Origin of the sequence: Isoptericola cucumis (assembly GCF_014635665.1) — a bacterium.
GTDB classification, from domain to species: Bacteria; Actinomycetota; Actinomycetes; order Actinomycetales; family Cellulomonadaceae; genus Isoptericola; species Isoptericola cucumis.
Genome location: NZ_BMDG01000008.1, coordinates 31,226 through 49,295 on the forward strand (window position 1 = coordinate 31,226; position 18,070 = coordinate 49,295).

At 73.0% G+C, this 18,070-nt stretch carries 13 protein-coding genes; 4 read left to right on the forward strand and 9 right to left on the reverse strand.

Annotated elements, in window-relative coordinates:
* Positions 1-99: 99 nt before the first annotated feature.
* The 4 genes from IEW03_RS12500 to IEW03_RS12515 form a co-directional block, all read right to left on the reverse strand.
* The gene (locus IEW03_RS12500) at positions 100-7,200 is read right to left on the reverse strand and encodes a DUF2341 domain-containing protein (protein WP_188524025.1); all 7,101 of its coding nucleotides are present in this window, start codon (positions 7,198-7,200) and stop codon (positions 100-102) included.
* A gap of 111 nt (positions 7,201-7,311) precedes the next feature.
* On the reverse strand, positions 7,312-8,880 hold the full coding sequence (locus IEW03_RS12505) for an amidohydrolase (RefSeq protein ID WP_371870625.1): 1,569 nt from the start codon (positions 8,878-8,880) through the stop codon (positions 7,312-7,314).
* Positions 8,881-8,901: 21 nt separating this feature from the next.
* The gene (locus IEW03_RS12510) at positions 8,902-9,396 is read right to left on the reverse strand and encodes a heme-degrading domain-containing protein (protein ID WP_188524027.1); all 495 of its coding nucleotides are present in this window, start codon (positions 9,394-9,396) and stop codon (positions 8,902-8,904) included.
* Positions 9,397-9,415: 19 nt separating this feature from the next.
* Positions 9,416-10,111 carry a GmrSD restriction endonuclease domain-containing protein gene (locus IEW03_RS12515; protein ID WP_188524028.1) on the reverse strand — a complete coding sequence of 232 codons (696 nt, stop codon included), beginning with the start codon at positions 10,109-10,111 and terminating at the stop codon, positions 9,416-9,418.
* Between the two features lie 100 nt (positions 10,112-10,211).
* Here IEW03_RS12515 and IEW03_RS12520 point away from each other — a divergent pair, with 100 nt between their 5' ends.
* Positions 10,212-11,327, forward strand: coding sequence for a tyrosine-type recombinase/integrase (locus IEW03_RS12520; protein ID WP_188524029.1), 1,116 nt, complete (start codon positions 10,212-10,214; stop codon positions 11,325-11,327).
* Between the two features lie 539 nt (positions 11,328-11,866).
* Here the strand turns inward: IEW03_RS12520 and IEW03_RS12525 are convergent.
* The 3 genes from IEW03_RS12525 to IEW03_RS20610 form a co-directional block, all read right to left on the reverse strand.
* Positions 11,867-12,082, reverse strand: a complete 216-nt coding sequence (locus IEW03_RS12525; protein ID WP_188524030.1) for a helix-turn-helix domain-containing protein — start codon at positions 12,080-12,082, stop codon at positions 11,867-11,869.
* Positions 12,082-12,843: a DUF2975 domain-containing protein gene (locus tag IEW03_RS12530; protein ID WP_188524031.1), complete on the reverse strand. Its 762-nt coding sequence runs from the start codon at positions 12,841-12,843 to the stop codon at positions 12,082-12,084. Before IEW03_RS12530 ends, IEW03_RS12525 begins: the two co-directional genes overlap by 1 nt.
* A 468-nt stretch (positions 12,844-13,311) precedes the next feature.
* On the reverse strand, positions 13,312-13,902 hold the full coding sequence (locus tag IEW03_RS20610) for a hypothetical protein (RefSeq protein ID WP_308808212.1): 591 nt from the start codon (positions 13,900-13,902) through the stop codon (positions 13,312-13,314).
* A 115-nt stretch (positions 13,903-14,017) separates the two neighbouring features.
* Between IEW03_RS20610 and IEW03_RS12540 the strand changes: the two genes are divergently transcribed.
* Positions 14,018-14,989 carry a hypothetical protein gene (locus tag IEW03_RS12540; protein ID WP_188524032.1) on the forward strand — a complete coding sequence of 324 codons (972 nt, stop codon included), beginning with the start codon at positions 14,018-14,020 and terminating at the stop codon, positions 14,987-14,989.
* 44 nt (positions 14,990-15,033) lie between these two features.
* Here IEW03_RS12540 and IEW03_RS12545 read toward each other — a convergent pair whose 3' ends face one another.
* Positions 15,034-15,471 carry a hypothetical protein gene (locus IEW03_RS12545; RefSeq protein WP_188524033.1) on the reverse strand — a complete coding sequence of 146 codons (438 nt, stop codon included), beginning with the start codon at positions 15,469-15,471 and terminating at the stop codon, positions 15,034-15,036.
* Between the two features lie 167 nt (positions 15,472-15,638).
* Here IEW03_RS12545 and IEW03_RS12550 point away from each other — a divergent pair, with 167 nt between their 5' ends.
* The gene (locus tag IEW03_RS12550; protein ID WP_229737965.1) at positions 15,639-16,484 is read left to right on the forward strand and encodes an HNH endonuclease family protein; all 846 of its coding nucleotides are present in this window, start codon (positions 15,639-15,641) and stop codon (positions 16,482-16,484) included.
* Between the two features lie 21 nt (positions 16,485-16,505).
* Here the strand turns inward: IEW03_RS12550 and IEW03_RS12555 are convergent, their stop codons facing one another.
* Entirely contained in the window at positions 16,506-17,264 is a 759-nt protein-coding gene (locus IEW03_RS12555; protein WP_188524034.1) for a MerR family transcriptional regulator, read from the reverse strand.
* A gap of 136 nt (positions 17,265-17,400) precedes the next feature.
* On the opposite strand from IEW03_RS12555, the gene IEW03_RS12560 reads away from it, so the two are divergent.
* Positions 17,401-18,069, forward strand: a complete 669-nt coding sequence (locus IEW03_RS12560) for a PepSY domain-containing protein (RefSeq protein WP_188524035.1) — start codon at positions 17,401-17,403, stop codon at positions 18,067-18,069.
* Position 18,070: the final 1 nt, after the last annotated feature.

Sequence of the window (18,070 nt, forward strand, 5' to 3'; positions counted from 1 at the left end):
CTGCCTCCGACGAGGCAGGGGCGGCAGACGAGGCAGACGGAGCACGGGAGAGGCCCGGACGGGCGGCGGTCGCCGCCCGTCCGGGCCTCTCGTCGTTGCTCAGCGGGTCGCCCGCCAGGGGCCGTACGGGTCGCCCGGGGCCTGGTTCCGGGTCCACCACTGGGCCTCGTAGCGCCGCCCGTCGTGGACGACGACGTCGCCGGAGTCGAAGATCCGCGACGGCGTCCACAGGTCCGTGCCGTCGGGGGCCGTCGCGATCTCCTGCCACGGCCCGTACGGGTCACCCGGGGTCTGCCCCCTGGTCCACCACGACGCCTCCCAGACGGCGCCGGAGTAGGTCACCCGCTCGTCGACGAGGTAGACCTGCCCGGCCTCCCAGGCCGGGGGCTGCGGGGCCGGGGCCTCGACCACGACCGGCTCGCTCGGGGCGGACGGCGCCGACCAGCCGGCGGCGTTCCGCGCCCGCACGGTGGCCGTGTAGGTGCCTGGCTCGCGGTCGGCGAACGTCAGGGTCCCCGCGTCGCCGGCCACGGACTTCGCCGTGCCGTCGGACAGCGTCACCTCGTACTCCTCGACGGCTGCCCCGCCGTCGTCGGCCGGCGCGGCCCACGTGACGACGACGTCGGCGCCGTCCACGGTCGCCGCGACGTCGCGCGGCGCGGACGGTGCCCCGGCCTCGGCCGTCACGAACGTGCGCGGCGCGCTCCGGGTGACGTTCCCCGCGGCGTCGCGCAGCTCGACGAACCACTCGTAGCCGGTGCCCGCCTGGACGCCGTCGAGCGTCGCCGTGACCGGCTCGGCCCCGACCGCCCGCTGCACGCCGCCCACCTGCGCCCGCTCCCCCGCGCCGAGCGTGAGGGACTCGGTCGCGAGCGTCCGGGTGGTGCTGCCGCCCAGGTCGAGGTCGAGGACGAAGTTCTCCGAGTCGCTGCCGTGGAAGCCCGGGATCGCGCCGTCCGGCACCTGCTGCCGGTACGGCCCGTCCGACGTGGCGGTGTCGAGCAGCGGGGAGTACGTGTTGACGTGGAGCAGGTCGTTCTCCGCGTCGACGCTGAGGTGCTTGAGGTACTCCTGCCCGCCGTACACCCGTCCCTGGTAGTCGGTGAGGATGCCGTAGACGGTGTGCCCGTCGTCCGCCTTCCGGCTCGCGACGCCCGTGGCGGAGATGTGCCCGCCCAGCACCAGCTTCACGTTGGGGTACGGGTCGATCAGCCTGCTCGTGACGTTCGCGTTGGACCAGGCGTTCACCCCCGCGTTCACGGAGTTGTGGTTGGCGATGATCACCGCGTGGTCGGGGTGCGACTCGATGACGTCCTGCGCCCACGCGAGCCCGGCGTCGTCCGCCTGGTCGGCGGAGAAGAAGCCGACCGTGAGCACCAGGAGCTTCGCCCCCGCCACCTCGCCCGTGTAGTAGTAGTTGTCGATGCTGTCGGAGCCCCCGAACGTCCACGGGCTGCCCTCGAGGCTCGCCTCGAAGCGGCTCATCGGGAAGTACCTCGGCAGCATGACGCGGCCGTTGCGCGCGTCCGAGTAGTCGTGGTTGCCCCACGAGACCATGAACGGCAGGTCGGCGTCCTCGAGCGCGCGGGCCGCGGGCTCGACGCCCTTCCACTGGTACTCCTGCGACAGGTACTCGCGGTTCACCCAGTCGCCCGACTGCACCACGAGCTCGGTCTTGCGCTCGTCGGCGACGTCGGCCACGTACCGGAACTGCTCGTTCATCATCGCGGGCGTGGCCTGCGCGTAGAGCTGGGTGTCGGGCACGTGGTCCAGGCCCCAGTCGTAGGTGGCCCCAGGCGGCAGCGACTCGTAGTCGTGGTCGTCGCCGGTCGGCAGCTCGGTGAGCCCGCGCCACACCAGCAGGTGCAGCGTGCCGCCCGAGACGGCGTGCTCGTCGGCCCGTGCGGTGACGTCCAGGGTGACGGTGCCGCCGGCGGTGTCGGAGCCCGTGTCCTTGCGCACCCACGACCCGGCCTCGTGGTCGTACACGTAGGCCGAGACCTGCCGGGTGTCGCCCGTGCCCCGCCACACCAGGTGGTGCTCCTCCTGGTCGGCCTGCTCGGCGGTCAGGGAGATCTCGTAGAGCTGGAACGGGTTCTCGTTCTCGCCCACCGTCGTGGGGGTCGGCTCGTCCGTCACCGTGCCGGACGTGGGCGTCAGGGCGTCGGGCACCCGGTCCGTCGTGGTCCCGGCGCGCACGACGACGTTCTGGTCGTCCAGCGGGATCGTCGGACCCGCGCGGAACGACACGTCCACCGCCTCGCGGCTCTCGGTGCGCGGCGTCGCCGTCAGGGTCACGGGGTCGCCCGACGACGCCGCGGCGGCGTCGTCGGCCAGCTCCGGCTCGGCCGGTGCGACGGCGTCCTCGACGGTGACGTCGACCTCCGCCGAGGAGGCCCCGCCGCCGTCCGTCGCCGTCGCGGTGAACGTCACCGCCTGCTCACCGGGCGCGTCGACGGGGACCCGCACGGCGAACTCGCCGGCGGCGACCTCCGCGGAGAAGACCTCCTCGCCCGCGACCTCGGCCGCGAGCGCCGACCGCTCGCTCACGGTGCCGGTGACGTCCACCAGGCCCGCGTCGAGCGTGGCGCCCGGCCGGGGCGTGCCCACGACCAGGGTCACCGGCTCGTCGGCCTTGTCGACCCGCTCGCCGGGCGTCACCGCGTCGCCCAGCAGCATCGCGTACCGGAACGCCTCGAAGTCCGGCGTGAACGCGACGCCTGCCACCTGGACCTCGTCGATCGTGCCGCGGAACGGCGACGCGATGCTCCCGTCGTCGGTGGCGACGTCACCGATCGTCGTCGGCAGCGCCGGGTCGCCGTACGTGGTGCGGTACTCGAGGAACTGGCTGTGCACCTCCTCGCCGTCCACGAAGACGGAGTACGTCATCCCGTCGTACGTCTGCGTCACCAGGTGCGGCTCGCCGTCGGCCGGCAGGGCGAAGTCGTGCTTCAGGTCGACGGGGTCGAACTCGAAGCTGTTGCCCGCGATCCGGGTGCCGAGCCGGTCGGCGTCGGCGCGGACGCCCTGCCAGAACGCGGCATGGCCGTCGCCCGTGGCGCTCTGCTTGGCGACCACGGTCGCGTCGCCGTCGGCGGCGGCCACGTCGTCGGCCGTCACCGAGTACACGCCGCTGACCGCGATGCGGTCGAGGTCGCCGCCGACGTCGCCCCCGTACTCCAGCCGCGAGGACTCGAACCGGGTCTGCCCGGTGCCGCGGTCGGACACCGTGCCCTCGAGGTCCTCGCCCACGACGACGCCCGTCGCCCGGCCCGTGGAGTCCGCGCGGCGCTCGCCGCCCGCCTCGTCGCGGCCGAAGTGCTCGACGAGCGCGTAGTCCTCGCTCCAGACCGCCGCCGGGTCGCCCGCGGCAGCCCCGCCGCCGTAGTACGCCCACACGGTGGTCGCGGAGCGGGCCGGCAGGTGCGGCACCCGGACCCAGACGCTCGAGGTCCCGCCCGGCTGCCACGTCTCCACCTCGTGCGGCAGCGGCGCGCCGTCGGGGCCGAACAGTGCCAGCTCCTCCGGCCCGACGTCGGGGGTGTCGGCGACCCGCAGCCGGACCGGGGTGTCGTCGAAGTCGGACCGGGTGTCGTTGCGCACCGTCATCGTCTGGCGCGAGGTCGCGTCGGCGTCCGCCCACGCGACGGTCGCCCCGTCCGTGGACACCAGCCCCCGCAGCTCGCGCAGCCGCAGCTCGACGGCCTCGAGCTTCGCCAGCCCGGTCAGCGCCCCGCGCTGGGCCGACGTCAGCCCGTCCACCGCCGCGCGCACCTCGGCGACGGTGGCCGCGTCGTCGAGCGTGACGTCGCCGGCAGCGGGCAGCGCCGTGATCCGGTCGTCGACCGGCGTGGTCCCGCGGTCGATGCCGAACCCCTCGAAGAGGCGCGGGACGCCCTGGTCGCGCACGTCGTACACCTCGACCGTGAGCCGGTCGGCGGTCACGTTCACGGCGGTGAAGTTCTCGGTGTCCTGCTCGCCCGTGCGGTCGAACAGCGAGAGGTACTTCTCGAGGTCGACGCCGTCCGGGTCCGTCGCCTGCCGGTAGTGCTTGGCGCCCGCCGTGTTGGGCAGGTAGTAGATCGTGCCGCCCGGGTCGACCGCGTACTCGATCCGCTTGCCGCCCCGCACCTCGGTGATGGTCGTCGTCTCGACGGGCCGGGCACCGGCGGTGCCGTCCGGGTCCGCCACGAGCACCTTCGAGCGGCTCATCACGTGGTCGTGACCCTGCAGCACCAGGTCGATGTCGAGCTCGTCGATCAGCGGCACGAGAGTCTTCCGCATCGCCTTCACGTCGGTGTCGTCGAGGTGGTTCGCCGTCGTGTAGACGCCCTTGTGCATCGACAGGACGAGCCAGCGCGCGCCGTCCGCCCTCGCCTGCTCGGCGTCCGCGCGCAGCCAGGCGAGCTGGTCGGCGGACACGCCGTCCGCGCCGCCCTCGTTGGTGTTGAGCACCATGAAGTGCGTGCCCTGGTACGTGTACGAGTAGTACGCGCCCGTGCTGGTGTCCTGCTCGTTCGGGGCCTCGAGCGTGAAGTGGTCGGCGAACGCGTTGGTCGCCGCGTCGTGGTTGCCGGCCGCGGGGGCGAGGGTGGTGCTCGTGAGGCTCGGCCGGGCCGAGTCCAGGAGGTCCTTCCAGTCCTGCTCCTTGTCGCCGTGCTCCACCACGTCGCCGTTGTGCATCATGAACGCCGCGTCCGGCACGGTGGCCAGCGCCTTCGACATCGTCTGCGCCGACAGCTCGGCCTCGCCCAGGTCCTGCGACTGGGTGTCCGTGAGGTCGACGAACGTGAAGTCGCCGTCGTCGCCGGCGGTCTCGAACGTGCCGGTCGCGCTCCACACCTGCTCGCTCGCGTCGCCCAGGCGGTAGTAGTAGCGGCTGCCCGGCTCGAGGTCGCCGGCCACCGCCCGGTAGAACGTCTCGCCGTCCTCGCTCTGCTCCGCCTTCGCCGCCACCTCGACGGTGGCCGCACCCTCGGGGAAATCGCGGTCGGTGCTGAGCACCACCGTGGCCGAGCCGGTCTCCAGCTCGGAGTACCAGGTGAACGCCCGCCGCGTGGCCGGGTCGCCGTGGAACGTGGTCGTGATCCGGTTCGGCGCCTCGGCCGAGCTCACGTACTTCGGCACCGGGTGGCCGGCCTCGTCGTCGAACTCCCACGCGCCGGCGAAGTCCCAGCCCAGCCCCTCGTAGGTGGCCCGCTGCGCGAGCCGTTCGGCCGTCGCGTCCGTGCCGTGCTGGTTCCGGGTGCCCGGCCCGGCGACCGTCTCGCCGCCGACCGTGATCGCGGCGTCCGCGAGGTTGTCGATCGCCGTCCAGCCCTCGTAGCCGGTGTACCCGACGACGCGGCCGGCGAACCCGTCGACCTTGCCGGAGTAGGCGATCGACCCGCCGCGCACGACGTTGCCGGCGAAGCTGCTCGACGTGCTCGGGTTGCCGGGGTAGGCCACGACGTGCGCGGCGTCGACGCCGCGGGTGCCGTCCGCACCGCCGTCGGCGGCCACCGTGAGGTCGCCCTCCACCAGGTTGTGCCGCACGACCGCCGTCTCGTTCGCGTACGCCACGAGGCCGGCCGGCATCTTCGCGGCCGACACGTCGGCGCGCACCCAGCTGTCCGCGACGGTGCCGCCGCGCAGCTCGGCCACGAGGCCGGCGGCCTTTTCGCCCCGGGTGGCCGTGAGGGTGGCGTCGACGACGGAGTTGCCGACCAGGGTGGCGTCGGTCGCGACGACGGCGATGCCGGCGACCAGGCCGTCGCGGTCGCCGCCGTCGGCGGTGAGGTCCGTCAGGGTGAGGTTCTCGACGGTGCCGCCGTCCAGCCGGCGTACCAGGCCGAGGTGGTCGGCGTCGTCACCCGCGTCCGGGTTCGGGGCGTAGACCAGGCCCGCCACCGTGTGGCCGGCGCCGTCGAGCACGCCGTCGAAGCGGTCGATCCCCACGAACGCCTCGCGGCCCGCCATGTCGAGGTCTGCCGTGAGCACGAAGTGCTTGCCGCCCGCGTACCGCGTGCTGCCGGCGTTGAGCTGCGCGGCGAGGTGCTCCAGGTCGTCGGGCGTGCCGATCTCGTACGGCCGGTCGGCGGTGCCGTGGCCGAACAGCGACGGGGTGTAGGCGGGGACGGGGTGGCCCCGCTCGTCGTCGAAGGTCCAGGCGCTGACGAAGTCCCAGCCCAGCTTCTCGTAGGTGGCCTGCTGCGCCAGCTCCGCCGCCGTGGCGTCGGTGCCGTGCTGGTTCCTGGTGCCGGGGCCGGCGACCGTCTCGCCCGCCACGGTGATGGCGGCGTTGGCGAGGTTGTCGCGCGCGGTCCAGCCGTCGTAGGCGGTGTAGCCGACGACGCGCCCGACGAAGCCGTCGACCTTGCCGGAGTACTCGATCGACCCGCCGAGGGCGACGTTCCCGGCGTACTCGCCGCTGTTGGGGGACCCCGGGTAGCCCACGACCATCCCCGCGTCGTTGCCCTTCGTGCCGGCGTCGCCGCCCGGCACGGTCATCGCCAGGTCGGCCTCCACGAGGTTGTGCCGGACGGTCGCGCCCTGGTTCGCGTAGGCCGCGATCCCCGCGGGCATCTCGCCGGCCGTCAGCGTGCCGCTCACCCACGAGCCGGAGACGGAGCCGCCGCGCAGCTCGGCCACGACGCCGCCCACCTTCTCCGCCGCCGGCGCGGACAGGTCCGCGCCCACGACCGACACCCCGGAGATCGTGGCGTCCGTGGCGATCACGGCGACCGCGCCGATGAAGCCCCCGCGCTCGCCGCCGTCGGCCCGCACGCCGTCGAGCGTGAGGTTCTGCACCACCCCGCCGTCGAGCTGCCGGATCAGGCCGAGGCGGTCCGCCTCGCCGCCCGCCGTCGGCTCGGGCACCAGCGTGACGTCGCTGATCGTGTGGCCCGCGCCCTCCAGCGTGCCGCGGAAGGAGTTGATCCCGCCGAACTCCGCTCCGCCCAGGTCGATGTCCGCGACGAGGCGGTACGCCGCGCCGCCGTAGGCGCCCGGGTCGTCGTTGAGGGCGGCGGCGGCGGCCCGCAGGTCGTCACCCGTGCCGATCTGGTACGGGTCGCGGGCCGACCCGGTGCCGTCGAGCCCCGGGATCGGGTCGGCGGCGTGGGCGGCCGGGACGATCCCGCCGACGGCGAGGACCGCACCGAGCACGGTGGCGACGACGGACGTCGTCCGCCCACCGCCGTGAGGACTGGGTCGGGACATGGGATGCTCCTGAACGCGCTGGTCACGGGAGTGGACACGTGCGCGTGCAGTTCATCGGGCCACCGTGAACGCCCCCGGGCCGGGCGCTGAACTCACGATGAAGGGCGGGCGTCAGAGCGCGCGGTGGGTCCACCGGCCGGCGACGAGCGTCCCGCTCACGGGCATCGTCCGCAGGTCGGCGTCGGGAGCGAGCGGGTCGACGTCGAGGACGGCCAGGTCGGCCGGGCCGCCGACGGCGAGGTGCAGCGGCCGGCCGCCGGTCGACGCCGCGAGCGCCGCGGCCACGTCGATGCGCTGCTCCGGGTGCCACGGCTCGCGGCCGTCGCGCGACCGGGTGACGGCGGCCGCGACCGCGACCCACGGGTCGAGCGGCGCGACGGGGGCGTCCGAGCCGAGCGAGAGCCGCACCCCGGCCGCACGCAGCTCGGCCAGCGGGAACGCCCGCGCCGTCCGGCCCGGCCACAGCTCCTCGGCGACGTCCCGGTCGTCCATCGCGTGCTCGGGCTGCACGCTCGCCGTCACCCCGAGGTCGGCGAACCGCGCGACGTCCTCGCGGCGCAGCAGCTGGGCGTGCTCCACCGACCCGCGCGCCCCGGACGCCGCGAACGCGTCCAGCGCGAGGGCGTTCGCCCGGTCGCCGATGGCGTGGATCGCGCACCGCAGCCCGGCCGCGTGCGCGCGGGCCATCAGCGGGACCAGGTGGTCGGTCTCGACGTTGAGCACGCCGTGCGCCGCGTGACCGACCTGGCCGTGGTGGCCGTCGTGCCCGTCGTGCCCTGCGCCGCCGTACGGGTCGAAGCAGTAGGCGGTGAGCGTGTTGAGGGACCCGTCGCTGATGACCTTCAGCGGCCCCTGCCGCACGAGGTCCGACGTCGCCGCGGGCCCGGCCGCGGGGTCGAGCAGCGGGTCGCCGTCGCGCAGGCCGGCGTCGAGCACGGCGTCCAGGTGCTGCTCCCACACGCCCGCTCGGACGCGCAGCCCGTCCCAGCCGCGGGCGACCCGGCGGCGCCAGGTGGTGAGGTTGTCGTCGACCTCCAGGTCGACGACGCCGACCACGCCGCGCGCGGCGGCGGCCCGCGCGGCGTCAGCCACCAGGGCGTCGGCGACGTCGTCCTCCACCGTGACGATGCGCGGGCTGGCGGGCATCCACTCCTCCTCGCGCAGCAGCCCGGAGGGGTGGTGCGCGATGCCGAGGAAGCGCAGGCCCGCCGTCGACGCCCACGCGCTGTGCAGGTCCCCGGACAGCAGGACGACCGGCACCTCGCCGGCGACGGCGTCGAGCAGCTCGGCCGTCGGCTGGTCCGGCCAGGTCGCCCACCGGAAGCCGTAGCCCACGAGCGGCTGCCCGCCCGCGGGCGCGGCGGCGTACCGGAGCCGGTCGCGCACGAGGTCCGCGGCGTGCGCGGCGCTCGTCGCCCACGACACGTCCAGGCGGTGGCGCACCAGCGCCCACTGGGTGAGGTGGGTGTGCGCGTCCCACAGCCCGGGCACCACCGTGCGTCCGTCCAGGTCGACGACGTCGCCCGTGACGACGGCATGGCCCGCGCCCGCCGCGCCCGTCGGCGTCACCGCGGCGATCCGCCCGCCGTCGAGCAGCACGTCCACCAGCCCGGCCGCAGCGCCGACCGCAGGGCCGGAGGCGCCCGCGAGGCGGGCGTTCGTCAGGAGCAGCGTGGTCACGGGCACACCGTAGACGGCCCGTCAGCCGGCGGCGAGCACCCGCAGCGCCTCGACGACCAGCGCGTGGTCGTCGCCCTGCGCCAGGCCCGAGACCGTCACCACGCCGACCGGGCCGACGCCCTCGACCCGCACCGGGAACGCGCCGCCGTGGGCGGCGAACTCCTGCAGCGCCAGCTGGTGCCTGGCGTTGAAGTCGTCACCCTTGGCGCGGGCGCGCAGGCCCACGAGGTACGACGACGCGCCGAACCGCTCGACCACGCGCACCTTGCGCGCCACCCACGAGTCGTTGTCGGGCGTGGTGCCCTCGCGCGCGGCGTGGAACACCTGTTGCGGGCCCTTGCGCACGTCGATCGTCACCGCCAGGTCACGCTCCGTCGCGAGCTCGACGAGCAGGCAACCGAGCTGCCACGCGTCGTCGTGCGTGAACCGCGGCAGCACGAGCTCGCGCTCCTGCGCCTCGACCTCGGCGACCAGGGCCGCCACGTCGTCGCTCGTCCTCTTGTCGGCGTCGCTCATGGGCCCAGCGTGCCACGGGTCACTCGCAGCCGACGCCGTCCCCGTCACGGTCCAGGTGCCCGCCGTACCCCGGGTCGCCGCGGTGGATCGGCGCCGCGCCTGCCGCGCGGACGGCGTCGCAGTTCTCGTAGGAGGTGGAGCCGCCCGACCCCGTGTCCGTCCCGTCGGCCGGGGCGGGCTCACGGGTGGGCTGCGGCTCCTGCGTGGTCGCGGTGCCGGGCAGCAGGGGCGCGGCCGCCTCGGTCACGTCGCCGCCGGGCAGCTTCTTGTCCGGGCAGGCGGACAGCACGTGGCGCATCGCGTCCCGCTCCGCGCGGGTGACCCACAGGTCGTAGGTGTGCTTCACCGCGACCTGCCGCGCCACGTACGTGCAGCGGAACGCCTTGTGCGGCGGGAGCCACGTCGCGGCGTCGGCATCGCCCTTGCTCGCGTTGAGCGACCCGTCCGCGGCCATGAGGTTGAGCGGGTCGTTCGCGAGCAGGCGGCGCTCCTCGGCGTCCAGCTGCTGCGCGCCCTTCTGCCAGGCGTCCGACAGCGCCACCAGGTGGTCGATCTGCACCAGCGAGGAGGTCGACCGACCCCGCTCGAAGCCGATCGTGCTGCCGGAGAACGGGTCGTCGAACGTGCCCGTCAGGACGACGCAGCCGTGCGTCCCCGCCCGGGTGGTGACGTCGTCCAGGTCGCGGCGCAGCACGTCGTTGCGGGTTATCTCCATCCTGGCCTCCTCTGCGAGGTACGTGAGGCACAGCCACGACGACGCGCCGTGCCTCTGCGTTATCCCACAGCTGTGAGGCACAAGGGTCTACCGTCCGGGCATGCCCTGGCGAGTGGAACGTGCGGACTTCGAGGACGGCCGCAGTGGTCACCTCGTCGTCGACGACGAGTCGTTCCGACCGCACAGCGAGGCGATGGAGTTCGTCGCCGCGATGTACGCGGCGGACCGCTCAGCCAACACGGTCCGTACATACTTGCGCCCGGTTGCCGGCTTCCTGAACTGGTGCGAACGGCAGGGGGTGGACTGGCGACGTGTGACGATCCTCGATATGGCCCGCTACAAGCGGTTCTTGGAGACGACCGAGACACGGAGGGGGCAGGTCCCGGCGCCGTCGACCGTGTCGGTCCACCTGACGGCGGTGTGCGAGTTCCTGCGCTACTGCGCTGCTGCCGACCTGATCGATTCGGAGGTGCCGATGCAGCTCGTCGAGCGCAAGTGGATGCCGCGTGCGGTGGGGCGAGGGCCGCTGCTGGAATCCGGGTACACGCGCGATGTCCGCGTCAGCGCGTTGCGGGTGCGTCCGATCGAGCGCGCGCCAGAAACGCTCTCGGAGGATCAGCAGCAGGCGATGATCGACAGCGCGCCCACGGCCCGCGACCTGTTCCTGGTGCGTCTGCTGCTCGACGCAGGGTTGCGCATCGGGGAGGCGCTCGGGCTGCGCTGGGAGGACATGCACTTCCTGCCCGACTCCAGTTCGTTGGGCTGTTCTCTGGCGGGCGCGCACCTCCACGTCGTGCGGCGCGCGACGAACAGCAACGGCGCACTCGCCAAGAGCCTCCGGTCGCGGCCAGTACCTGTGCACGAGTCGCTGGTGCGCCTCTACCGTGACTACCGGTTCGAGCGCGACGAGAAGCTGGCCAACGTGGATCCGTGCGACTTCGTGTTCGTGAATTACACCGGCCCGCGGACGGGCTTGGCGATGTCGTACTCGAACGCCTATCAATTCGTCCAGCGCCTTGCTGGACGAAACGGGTTCCGTGCGGCGCCGCACATGTTCCGGCACACGGCCGCGACTGGGTGGGTCGAGAGCGGCGTGCAGATCGACGTCGTCCAGGAGCTGCTCGGCCACGCCCAGGCAAGCTCGACGAAGATCTACCTGCACCCCTCGCGTGAGCGGATGCGCGAGGCCGTCAACGCGTTGGCCGGGAGGCGATGATGAGCTCGGTCGTTGCGCTTGTCGACCGTCAGACACCGGCCGACGAGCGCGAAGTGCCGTGGTCGCAGTTCCTGGAGTCCAACCTCGACGTCGTCTGGCGCGAGGGAGAGTGGGACCCGGTGACGTTCACCTTCACGGGCGACCCGGCCAGCGCGATGACCGGGGTGAACGTCTGCGCCACACCCCGGTGCACGACCTTGAGATACCTTCACGGTCGCGGTACTGCAACCCGGCGAGGACCTCGCGGCGGACACTCGCTGTCAGGTCGGCCAGCGTGAAGGTGTGCGGGATTGCACCCGGTCGTGGTGCGCGCCGATCGTGAGCGTGGTCAGGGAGGGAAGCGTTGGCGATACGGAAGGCCCGACGAGAGGACCGGCCTCGCGCTCGTTCGAGGGCAGAACTTTTGCTGGGGTGGGACATCCTCGTCCTTTCGGAAACCAAGCTGTGACGACTGCCGCAGCGCTGCGAGGTTAGCGGCGCCCGGCAATTACTGTCACTAGACCTAGCCTTGGTTCCGCGGGTGAAATTTGAGGACCGGGCTAATCGTTGTTGGGAGCAACAAATTCCAGGATGTCGCCCGGCTGACACTCGAGTTCGTGGCAGATGGCCTCGAGGGTCGCCAGCCTCACGGCTTTCGCCTTGCCGGTCTTTAGGATCGACAGGTTGGCCACTGTGATACCGACGCGGTCGGCAAGCTCGGTGAGCGTCATCTTCCGCTCGAGCAACATCCGATCGAGTCTGATCGTGATCGGCATCAGACTGTCAGCCTGTGCTCGGCCTCGATGCGCGCGCCGTAGCGGAAGACCTCGGCGACGAGGAGTATCAGTCCACCGATGGCGAGGTGCGCGATGTTGATGCCGCCCGGGTAGCCCGCTGAGTCGAGCGGTGCCAGGTTTGGCCCGATCCCGAACGCTTCGATCGAGTAACCGAGTTGGCTGGCGCTGGCGAAGTGGTTCAGCGCTGGCATCGCCAACGAGCCGGCGACTATGAGCCATCCGATCCCGCGCAAGTACTGCACGGCGCGCGACCCGAACACGCGACCTGTCGCAGCGGTTGCGAGCAATCGCCACAGGAGGAGCAGCATGCCGCTGAGAATCGCAAGTCCGATGACGTTTCTGGCGACCAAGACCGCGACGAGCGGGCTCCACCCGCCGGTCGTGGCGAGTTCGGCTGCGCCTGCGAGCGTTGCGGAAGTAGGTCTGACGTCTGCGTCCTGCTGGCGATCGCTGGCATTGCCCCACGTGCCCTCGTCCGGGTGCATGAAGAAGTTGAAGCAGTCGCTGGCGGAGTCTTGTGCGCTGATGTCCGCGTCTTGGCATACATCCGCCTGAAGCGTCACAGGCATCGAGATCCCGCTCTGGAAGGAGAGCGGCCCCAGACGGACTTCGACGGGGTATGCGATGCTTCCGGTCAACGCCAGAACGCCAAGGATCGTCGCCACTAGCGCGGCTGCAGCCGACAGCGCGCCAGCGACAAGGGCGGCCCAACTGGCGATCTCGAATGCGCGTCGGTTCATTGGGTGACGCCCCGTTCGTATTGAAAATCGATGCGTGCGTATCGAGACGCGATGATTCCGTATCGCTGCACAACGTGTCAAGAGGTCAGGGCCGATGAGTTCGTCGGGACATCTGGCGGAGTGTGCGGCCTGGGCCCCAGCGTCTCGGCGCGCGCTCCCCGGCGCCGGCGCGCTGACGGTCGCTCCCGTCCGCGCCGGAGTGCGGCCACGGCGTGCCACCGCGGGCTTGGGGTCGATCGCACGCAGAAGGGCGGAGGCCGCGTCGTTGAGTCGAGAGCTCGCCGACGCGCCCCGATCGGATTCGATGCCTCATCGACGGCGGCGCACGATGCCAATGCCAATGCAGCCGCGAGCGAACCGACGGCTCGGATCCCGCGGTCTGTCCCACTCGTGCCAATGACCCCGCAAAGTGCACGACGGGAACGTCACCGCAGGCCATGTGGCACTTCTTGCGCATCGGGGCATCGCTCAACTCAAGATAACGCGGGTGTCGCAGCCGTTGCGGTCGACGTCGGCCCAGGCCGGGCCGAACTCTTCGCGGTCGTAGCCCGTCTTCGGGGCGCGGCCCTTGACCTCCAGCGTCGCGACGGCCGCCAGGGCAGTGCCCTTCGCCGCGGCGGGCTGCTTCGGCGCCTTCGTGGCCGCGTCACCCGTCGGCGCCTTCGGCGCGGCCTCCTTCGTCGGGCGAGGCGCGGCGTCCTCGGGGAGCTCGGCCGTCTCGGCCGGCGCGGACGCCTCGACCGTCGACTCGGTCGTGGCCGCCGGCGACGGCGACCCGCCCGTGGCCGGCACGCCGGCGTCCAGACCCGGCGCGGTCGCGGCGACGAGCACCAGCGCGACCAGCGCGCCGCCCCCGGTGGCCGCCGCCCGCCCGCGCGGCATCGGACCCCACCAGGTGCGGGTGGTGAGCACGCCCCAGCCGGCGCTGAGCGCCAGGTACACGAGCGCGAGCCCGAGCGCCCCGGACCAGCCCGACGTCGCGCCCAGCAGGGCGGCCACCCCCAGCCCGACGAGACCGACCCAGAACGCGGGACGACGGCGTGAACGGGAGGCGGGCATCAGGACTCCGAAGGGTGGGACGGCGGGGGTCGGGACCAGTGTGCGCGACGACCGCGCCGGCCCGTGCACGGGACTCGGGTGAAACGCCGGGCCGGTCACGGATACCCTCCTGCCCATGACTCGACTCGTCCTCGTGCACGGCCGTGACCTCGACGGACACGACCCCGAGGAGGTCGAGCGGGACTGGCTGGGAGCCCTGGACGCCGGGCTGGCCGCCGCCGGGTCCCCGCTGCGGGTCGGCGACGACGACACGGACTTCGTCTACTACGGCGACACCCTCGCCCACCTGCTCGAGGGTCGCGACGGCCCCGCCCCGCCGGTCCTGGCCGAGGCGGTCGGCGCCGAGACCGCGCCGTCGTCCGACGCCGTCGCCCACGCGCTCGCGGACTGGCCCGCCGGGGCCCAGCGGTTCGCGCTCGAGGTCGCCCGCGACGTGCTCGCCGGCGCCGGGGTCGAACCCCCGCCCGCGCCGGAGACGACCGCCCGGTCGCAAGGCCTGCTCGACCCGCTGTTCGAGGCGCTCGCGGCGGCCGTCGCCCTGCTCGACCGCATCCCCGGCGTCAGCGCGGGGGTGCTGCTGCTCATCGCCCGCGACGTGTGGGGCTACCTCCACGAGGACGACGTGCGCGCCGTCGTGGACGAGGGCGTCGTCGAGGCGCTGCCCGACGCGCCGTCCGTCGTCGTCGCGCACTCGCTCGGCTCGATCATCACCTGGTCGGCGCTGACCGGCCGGTACGCCGCCGGACGCGGCCGCGAGGTGCCGCTGCTCGTCACGATGGGCTGCCCCCTGCCCGTGCGGGCGGTGCGCGAGGCGCTGCAGGCGGACGGCCCGCTGGTGTTCCCGACGGGAGTGCGGCGGTGGGTCAACGTGCGCGACCGGCTCGACCTCGTCGGGCTGCGCGACATCACGCCGGAGAGCTTCCCGCTGCCCGCCGGGTCGCCCGCGGTCGAGAACCTCGTCGTCGACAACCGGGCGCCCGGCAATCACGCCGCGTCAGCGCTGCTGGAGGACGGCACGTACACCGGGTACCTGGCGACGGCGCCCGCCGCCGCGGCGATCGCCGGGGCGCTCGGCCGGCAGGCGTAACCCGGCGGAGGACCGTCGGCGCGGCGGCCGTCAGCCCGTAGCCGTCAGCCCGGTCGTCGGTCCGGCGCCGAGGCCCAGCCGGGGAGCAGCCGCTCGAGGGCGTCCGCGAGGTCGATGGAGCTGCCGTCCTTGCCGCCCGCGCCGAGCACCAGGGGCGGGCGCTGCGGGGCGAGCCGGGCGCCGCGCACCCGGTCGACGAGCGTGAGGGGCGCGGTCAGCACGTAGAAGTCGCCGTCCGTCGTGACGCCCGCGGTGCGGTCGTGACGCAGGTACCAGCCGCGCAGCGTCGTACGGGCGACCCCGCGGCCGCCGTAGCCCTTGGCCTCCAGCCGCTCGGGCTCGAGGCCCGTCGCGAGCGCGGCCCGGACGAAGCGTGCCAGGAGCGCCTCGGCCTCCGTGTGCTCGGCGTCCTGGCGCGCGGCCAGGCGCTCCGCCTGCACGCGCGCGGCCTCCGTGCGCTGTGCTGCCCAGTCGTCGCTCACGCGGGGCAGTGTTTCACGGTCGGGGGCAGGCGTGTGCAGGGTCCGGTCGGCATCGGGTGATCTTCGACGCGCGCCGGGTGAAGCCCCGGCGATCCGGGCAATCCGCCTCCGCGGGCCACGTACCTTTCTTGCGACCGACCGTCCACTTTTCCACACCTGGAGCGATCGTGTTCCGTCGCACGTTCGTGGCTTCCGTGCTCGCCGTCGTCCTCGCCGGCGCCGCCCTCGTCGCCCCCGCCGCCGTCGCCCCCGCCGACGCCGCCACCCGCACCGTCTCGGCGAAGACCCTGCTGCGCCAGCTACCGGTGAAGTCGGAGTCGAACTCCGGCTACGCGCGGTCGAAGTTCAAGCACTGGGTCGACACCGCCGACCGGGACCGCTGCGACGCCCGCGAGGAGGTGCTCCTGGCGGAGGCCGTGAAGAAGCCGCGCACGTCCAAGAAGACGTGCGCGATCAGCGGCGGGAAGTGGCGCTCGAAGTACGACGGCAGGACCACCCGGAACAAGTCCTCCTTCGACATCGACCACATGGTGCCGTTGCACGAGGCGTGGGGGTCGGGCGCGAAGAAGTGGACGCCGTCAACCCGCCAGGCGTTCGCCAATGACCTCGGGTACGGGGCGTCGCTCATCGCCGTCTCCGCCAAGTCCAACCGGTCCAAGGGGTCCCGCGACGTCGCGGGCTGGCTGCCGCCCGCCAAGAGCTACCGCTGCACCTACACCAAGCACTTCGTGGCCGTGAAGTGGCGGTGGGGCCTGTCGGTGAACCCGGGTGAGAAGAAGGCCATCACCAAGCAGTTGAACAAGTGCAGCAACGTCAAGGTGACCAAGCCGCGCAAGGCCACCGTGAAGCGCGCGTCGTCCACGTCGTCCCGCCCTCAGGCGAGCAAGCCGTGGAACCGGCCCGGACCGGACCTCGACTGCTCGGACATCCGGCAGAAGGTGCGCGTCTACCCGCCGGACTACCACCGGCTCGACGCCGACGGCGACGGCTGGGGCTGCGTCTCCTACGGCTGACGCGCACTCGCCGAGGCCCGGCTACAGCTCCCGCTCGGCGTAGTGCACCAGGGCGTCGCGAACGAACGTCGCGCCGTCGGTGCCGCCGTAGTTCTTCGCGAACCGCGGGTCCGCGACGTACATGTCGGCCAGGCCGACGAGGTACTCCTTCGTCGGGCGGCCCTGCTCCGACCCGGGCGTGCCAGGGACGGAGCCGAGCCACTCGGCGTGCCGTGCCGCGAGCGCCTGCGCCTCGTCGGACGTCGGGTCGACGCCGCGGCTCGCGGCCTCGCCCCAAGCCTCGCCGAGAGCCTTGGTCCGGGCCTGGAAGGACTTCTGCCCCTCCGGGCCGAGGCCGCGCCACCAGGCGTCGGACCTCGCGTAGGCGTCGGCGCCCCAGCGCTCGGTCACCTCGTCCTTGTACTGCGTGTGGTCGAACCCGTCGAGCATGTCCTCGGCCATGATCCGATCTCCCTTCTCGAGTGCGGTCAACGTCCGTTCCACCGACGTGATCTGCCGGCCCAGGCGGTCCTGGTCGGCGCGCAGCTGGCCGAGGTGCTCGCGCAGGGCGCGCGCCTCGTCCGCCTGCTCGTCGAGCACCGTGGCGATGTCGGCCAGCGGCATGCCCAGGTCACGGAGCAGCAGGATGCGCTGCAGGCGCCGCAGCGCGGCGTCGTCGTAGTGGCGCAGCCCGCCGACCCCGGTGCCCGACGGCGGCAGCAGGCCGATCTGGTCGTAATGACGCAGGGTGCGGCTGCTGACGCCGGCGAGCCGGGCGACGTCCTGGATGGAACGGGTCATGTCACCGACGGTAGAGGTTGACGTTGCGTCAAGCGCAAGGGGGTGCGGTCGCGTCGTGCGCCCCGGTGTTGTCCGATGAGGAGGTTCACATCCGCACGTCATCCGGATGTCATCAGCGCACCGAAGGATCGTCCGCATGAACCTCCGCACCGCTCGCCACGCCACCGCCCCTGCCGCGCTCGCCGTCGCCCTGACCCTCGTCCTCACCGCGTGCGGGGACGACTCCGAGCCCGCCGGCGACAGCCCCGCCGCGACCGAGACCACCGACGACACCGCGACCGACGACGCCACGACCGACGACACCTCGGGGGACGACGCCGACGACGCCGGCACGCCCGACCCGGCGGCGACGCCCGAGGACCTCACGGCCGCCGCCCTGGCCGCGATCGCGACGGCCGAGAAGGAGGCCGACGGCACCGCGTACGCCATCGACGACCCGGACCGGGACGCCACCTGGGAGGTCGACGTCGCGGTCTCCGGCCGCACCGTCGAGGTCGAGGTGGACATCGCCGGGACGAAGGTCGTGGGCACCACCGACGACGACCTGGACCGCGACGACCGCCAGGCGCTGGCCGACGCGAAGATCAGCCTCTCCGACGCGATCGAGCGGACCATGGCCCAGGCCGACGGCACGTTCGACGACGCCGAGCTCGACGAGGACGACAACCGCTACCGGTGGTCCGTCTCGGTCGAGCGCGCTCCCCGGGACAGCATCGACTACCTGGTCGACCTGCAGACCGGCAAGGTCACCCAGGAGCGGGACGACGACAACGACGACAACAACGACGACAACAACGACGACTGAG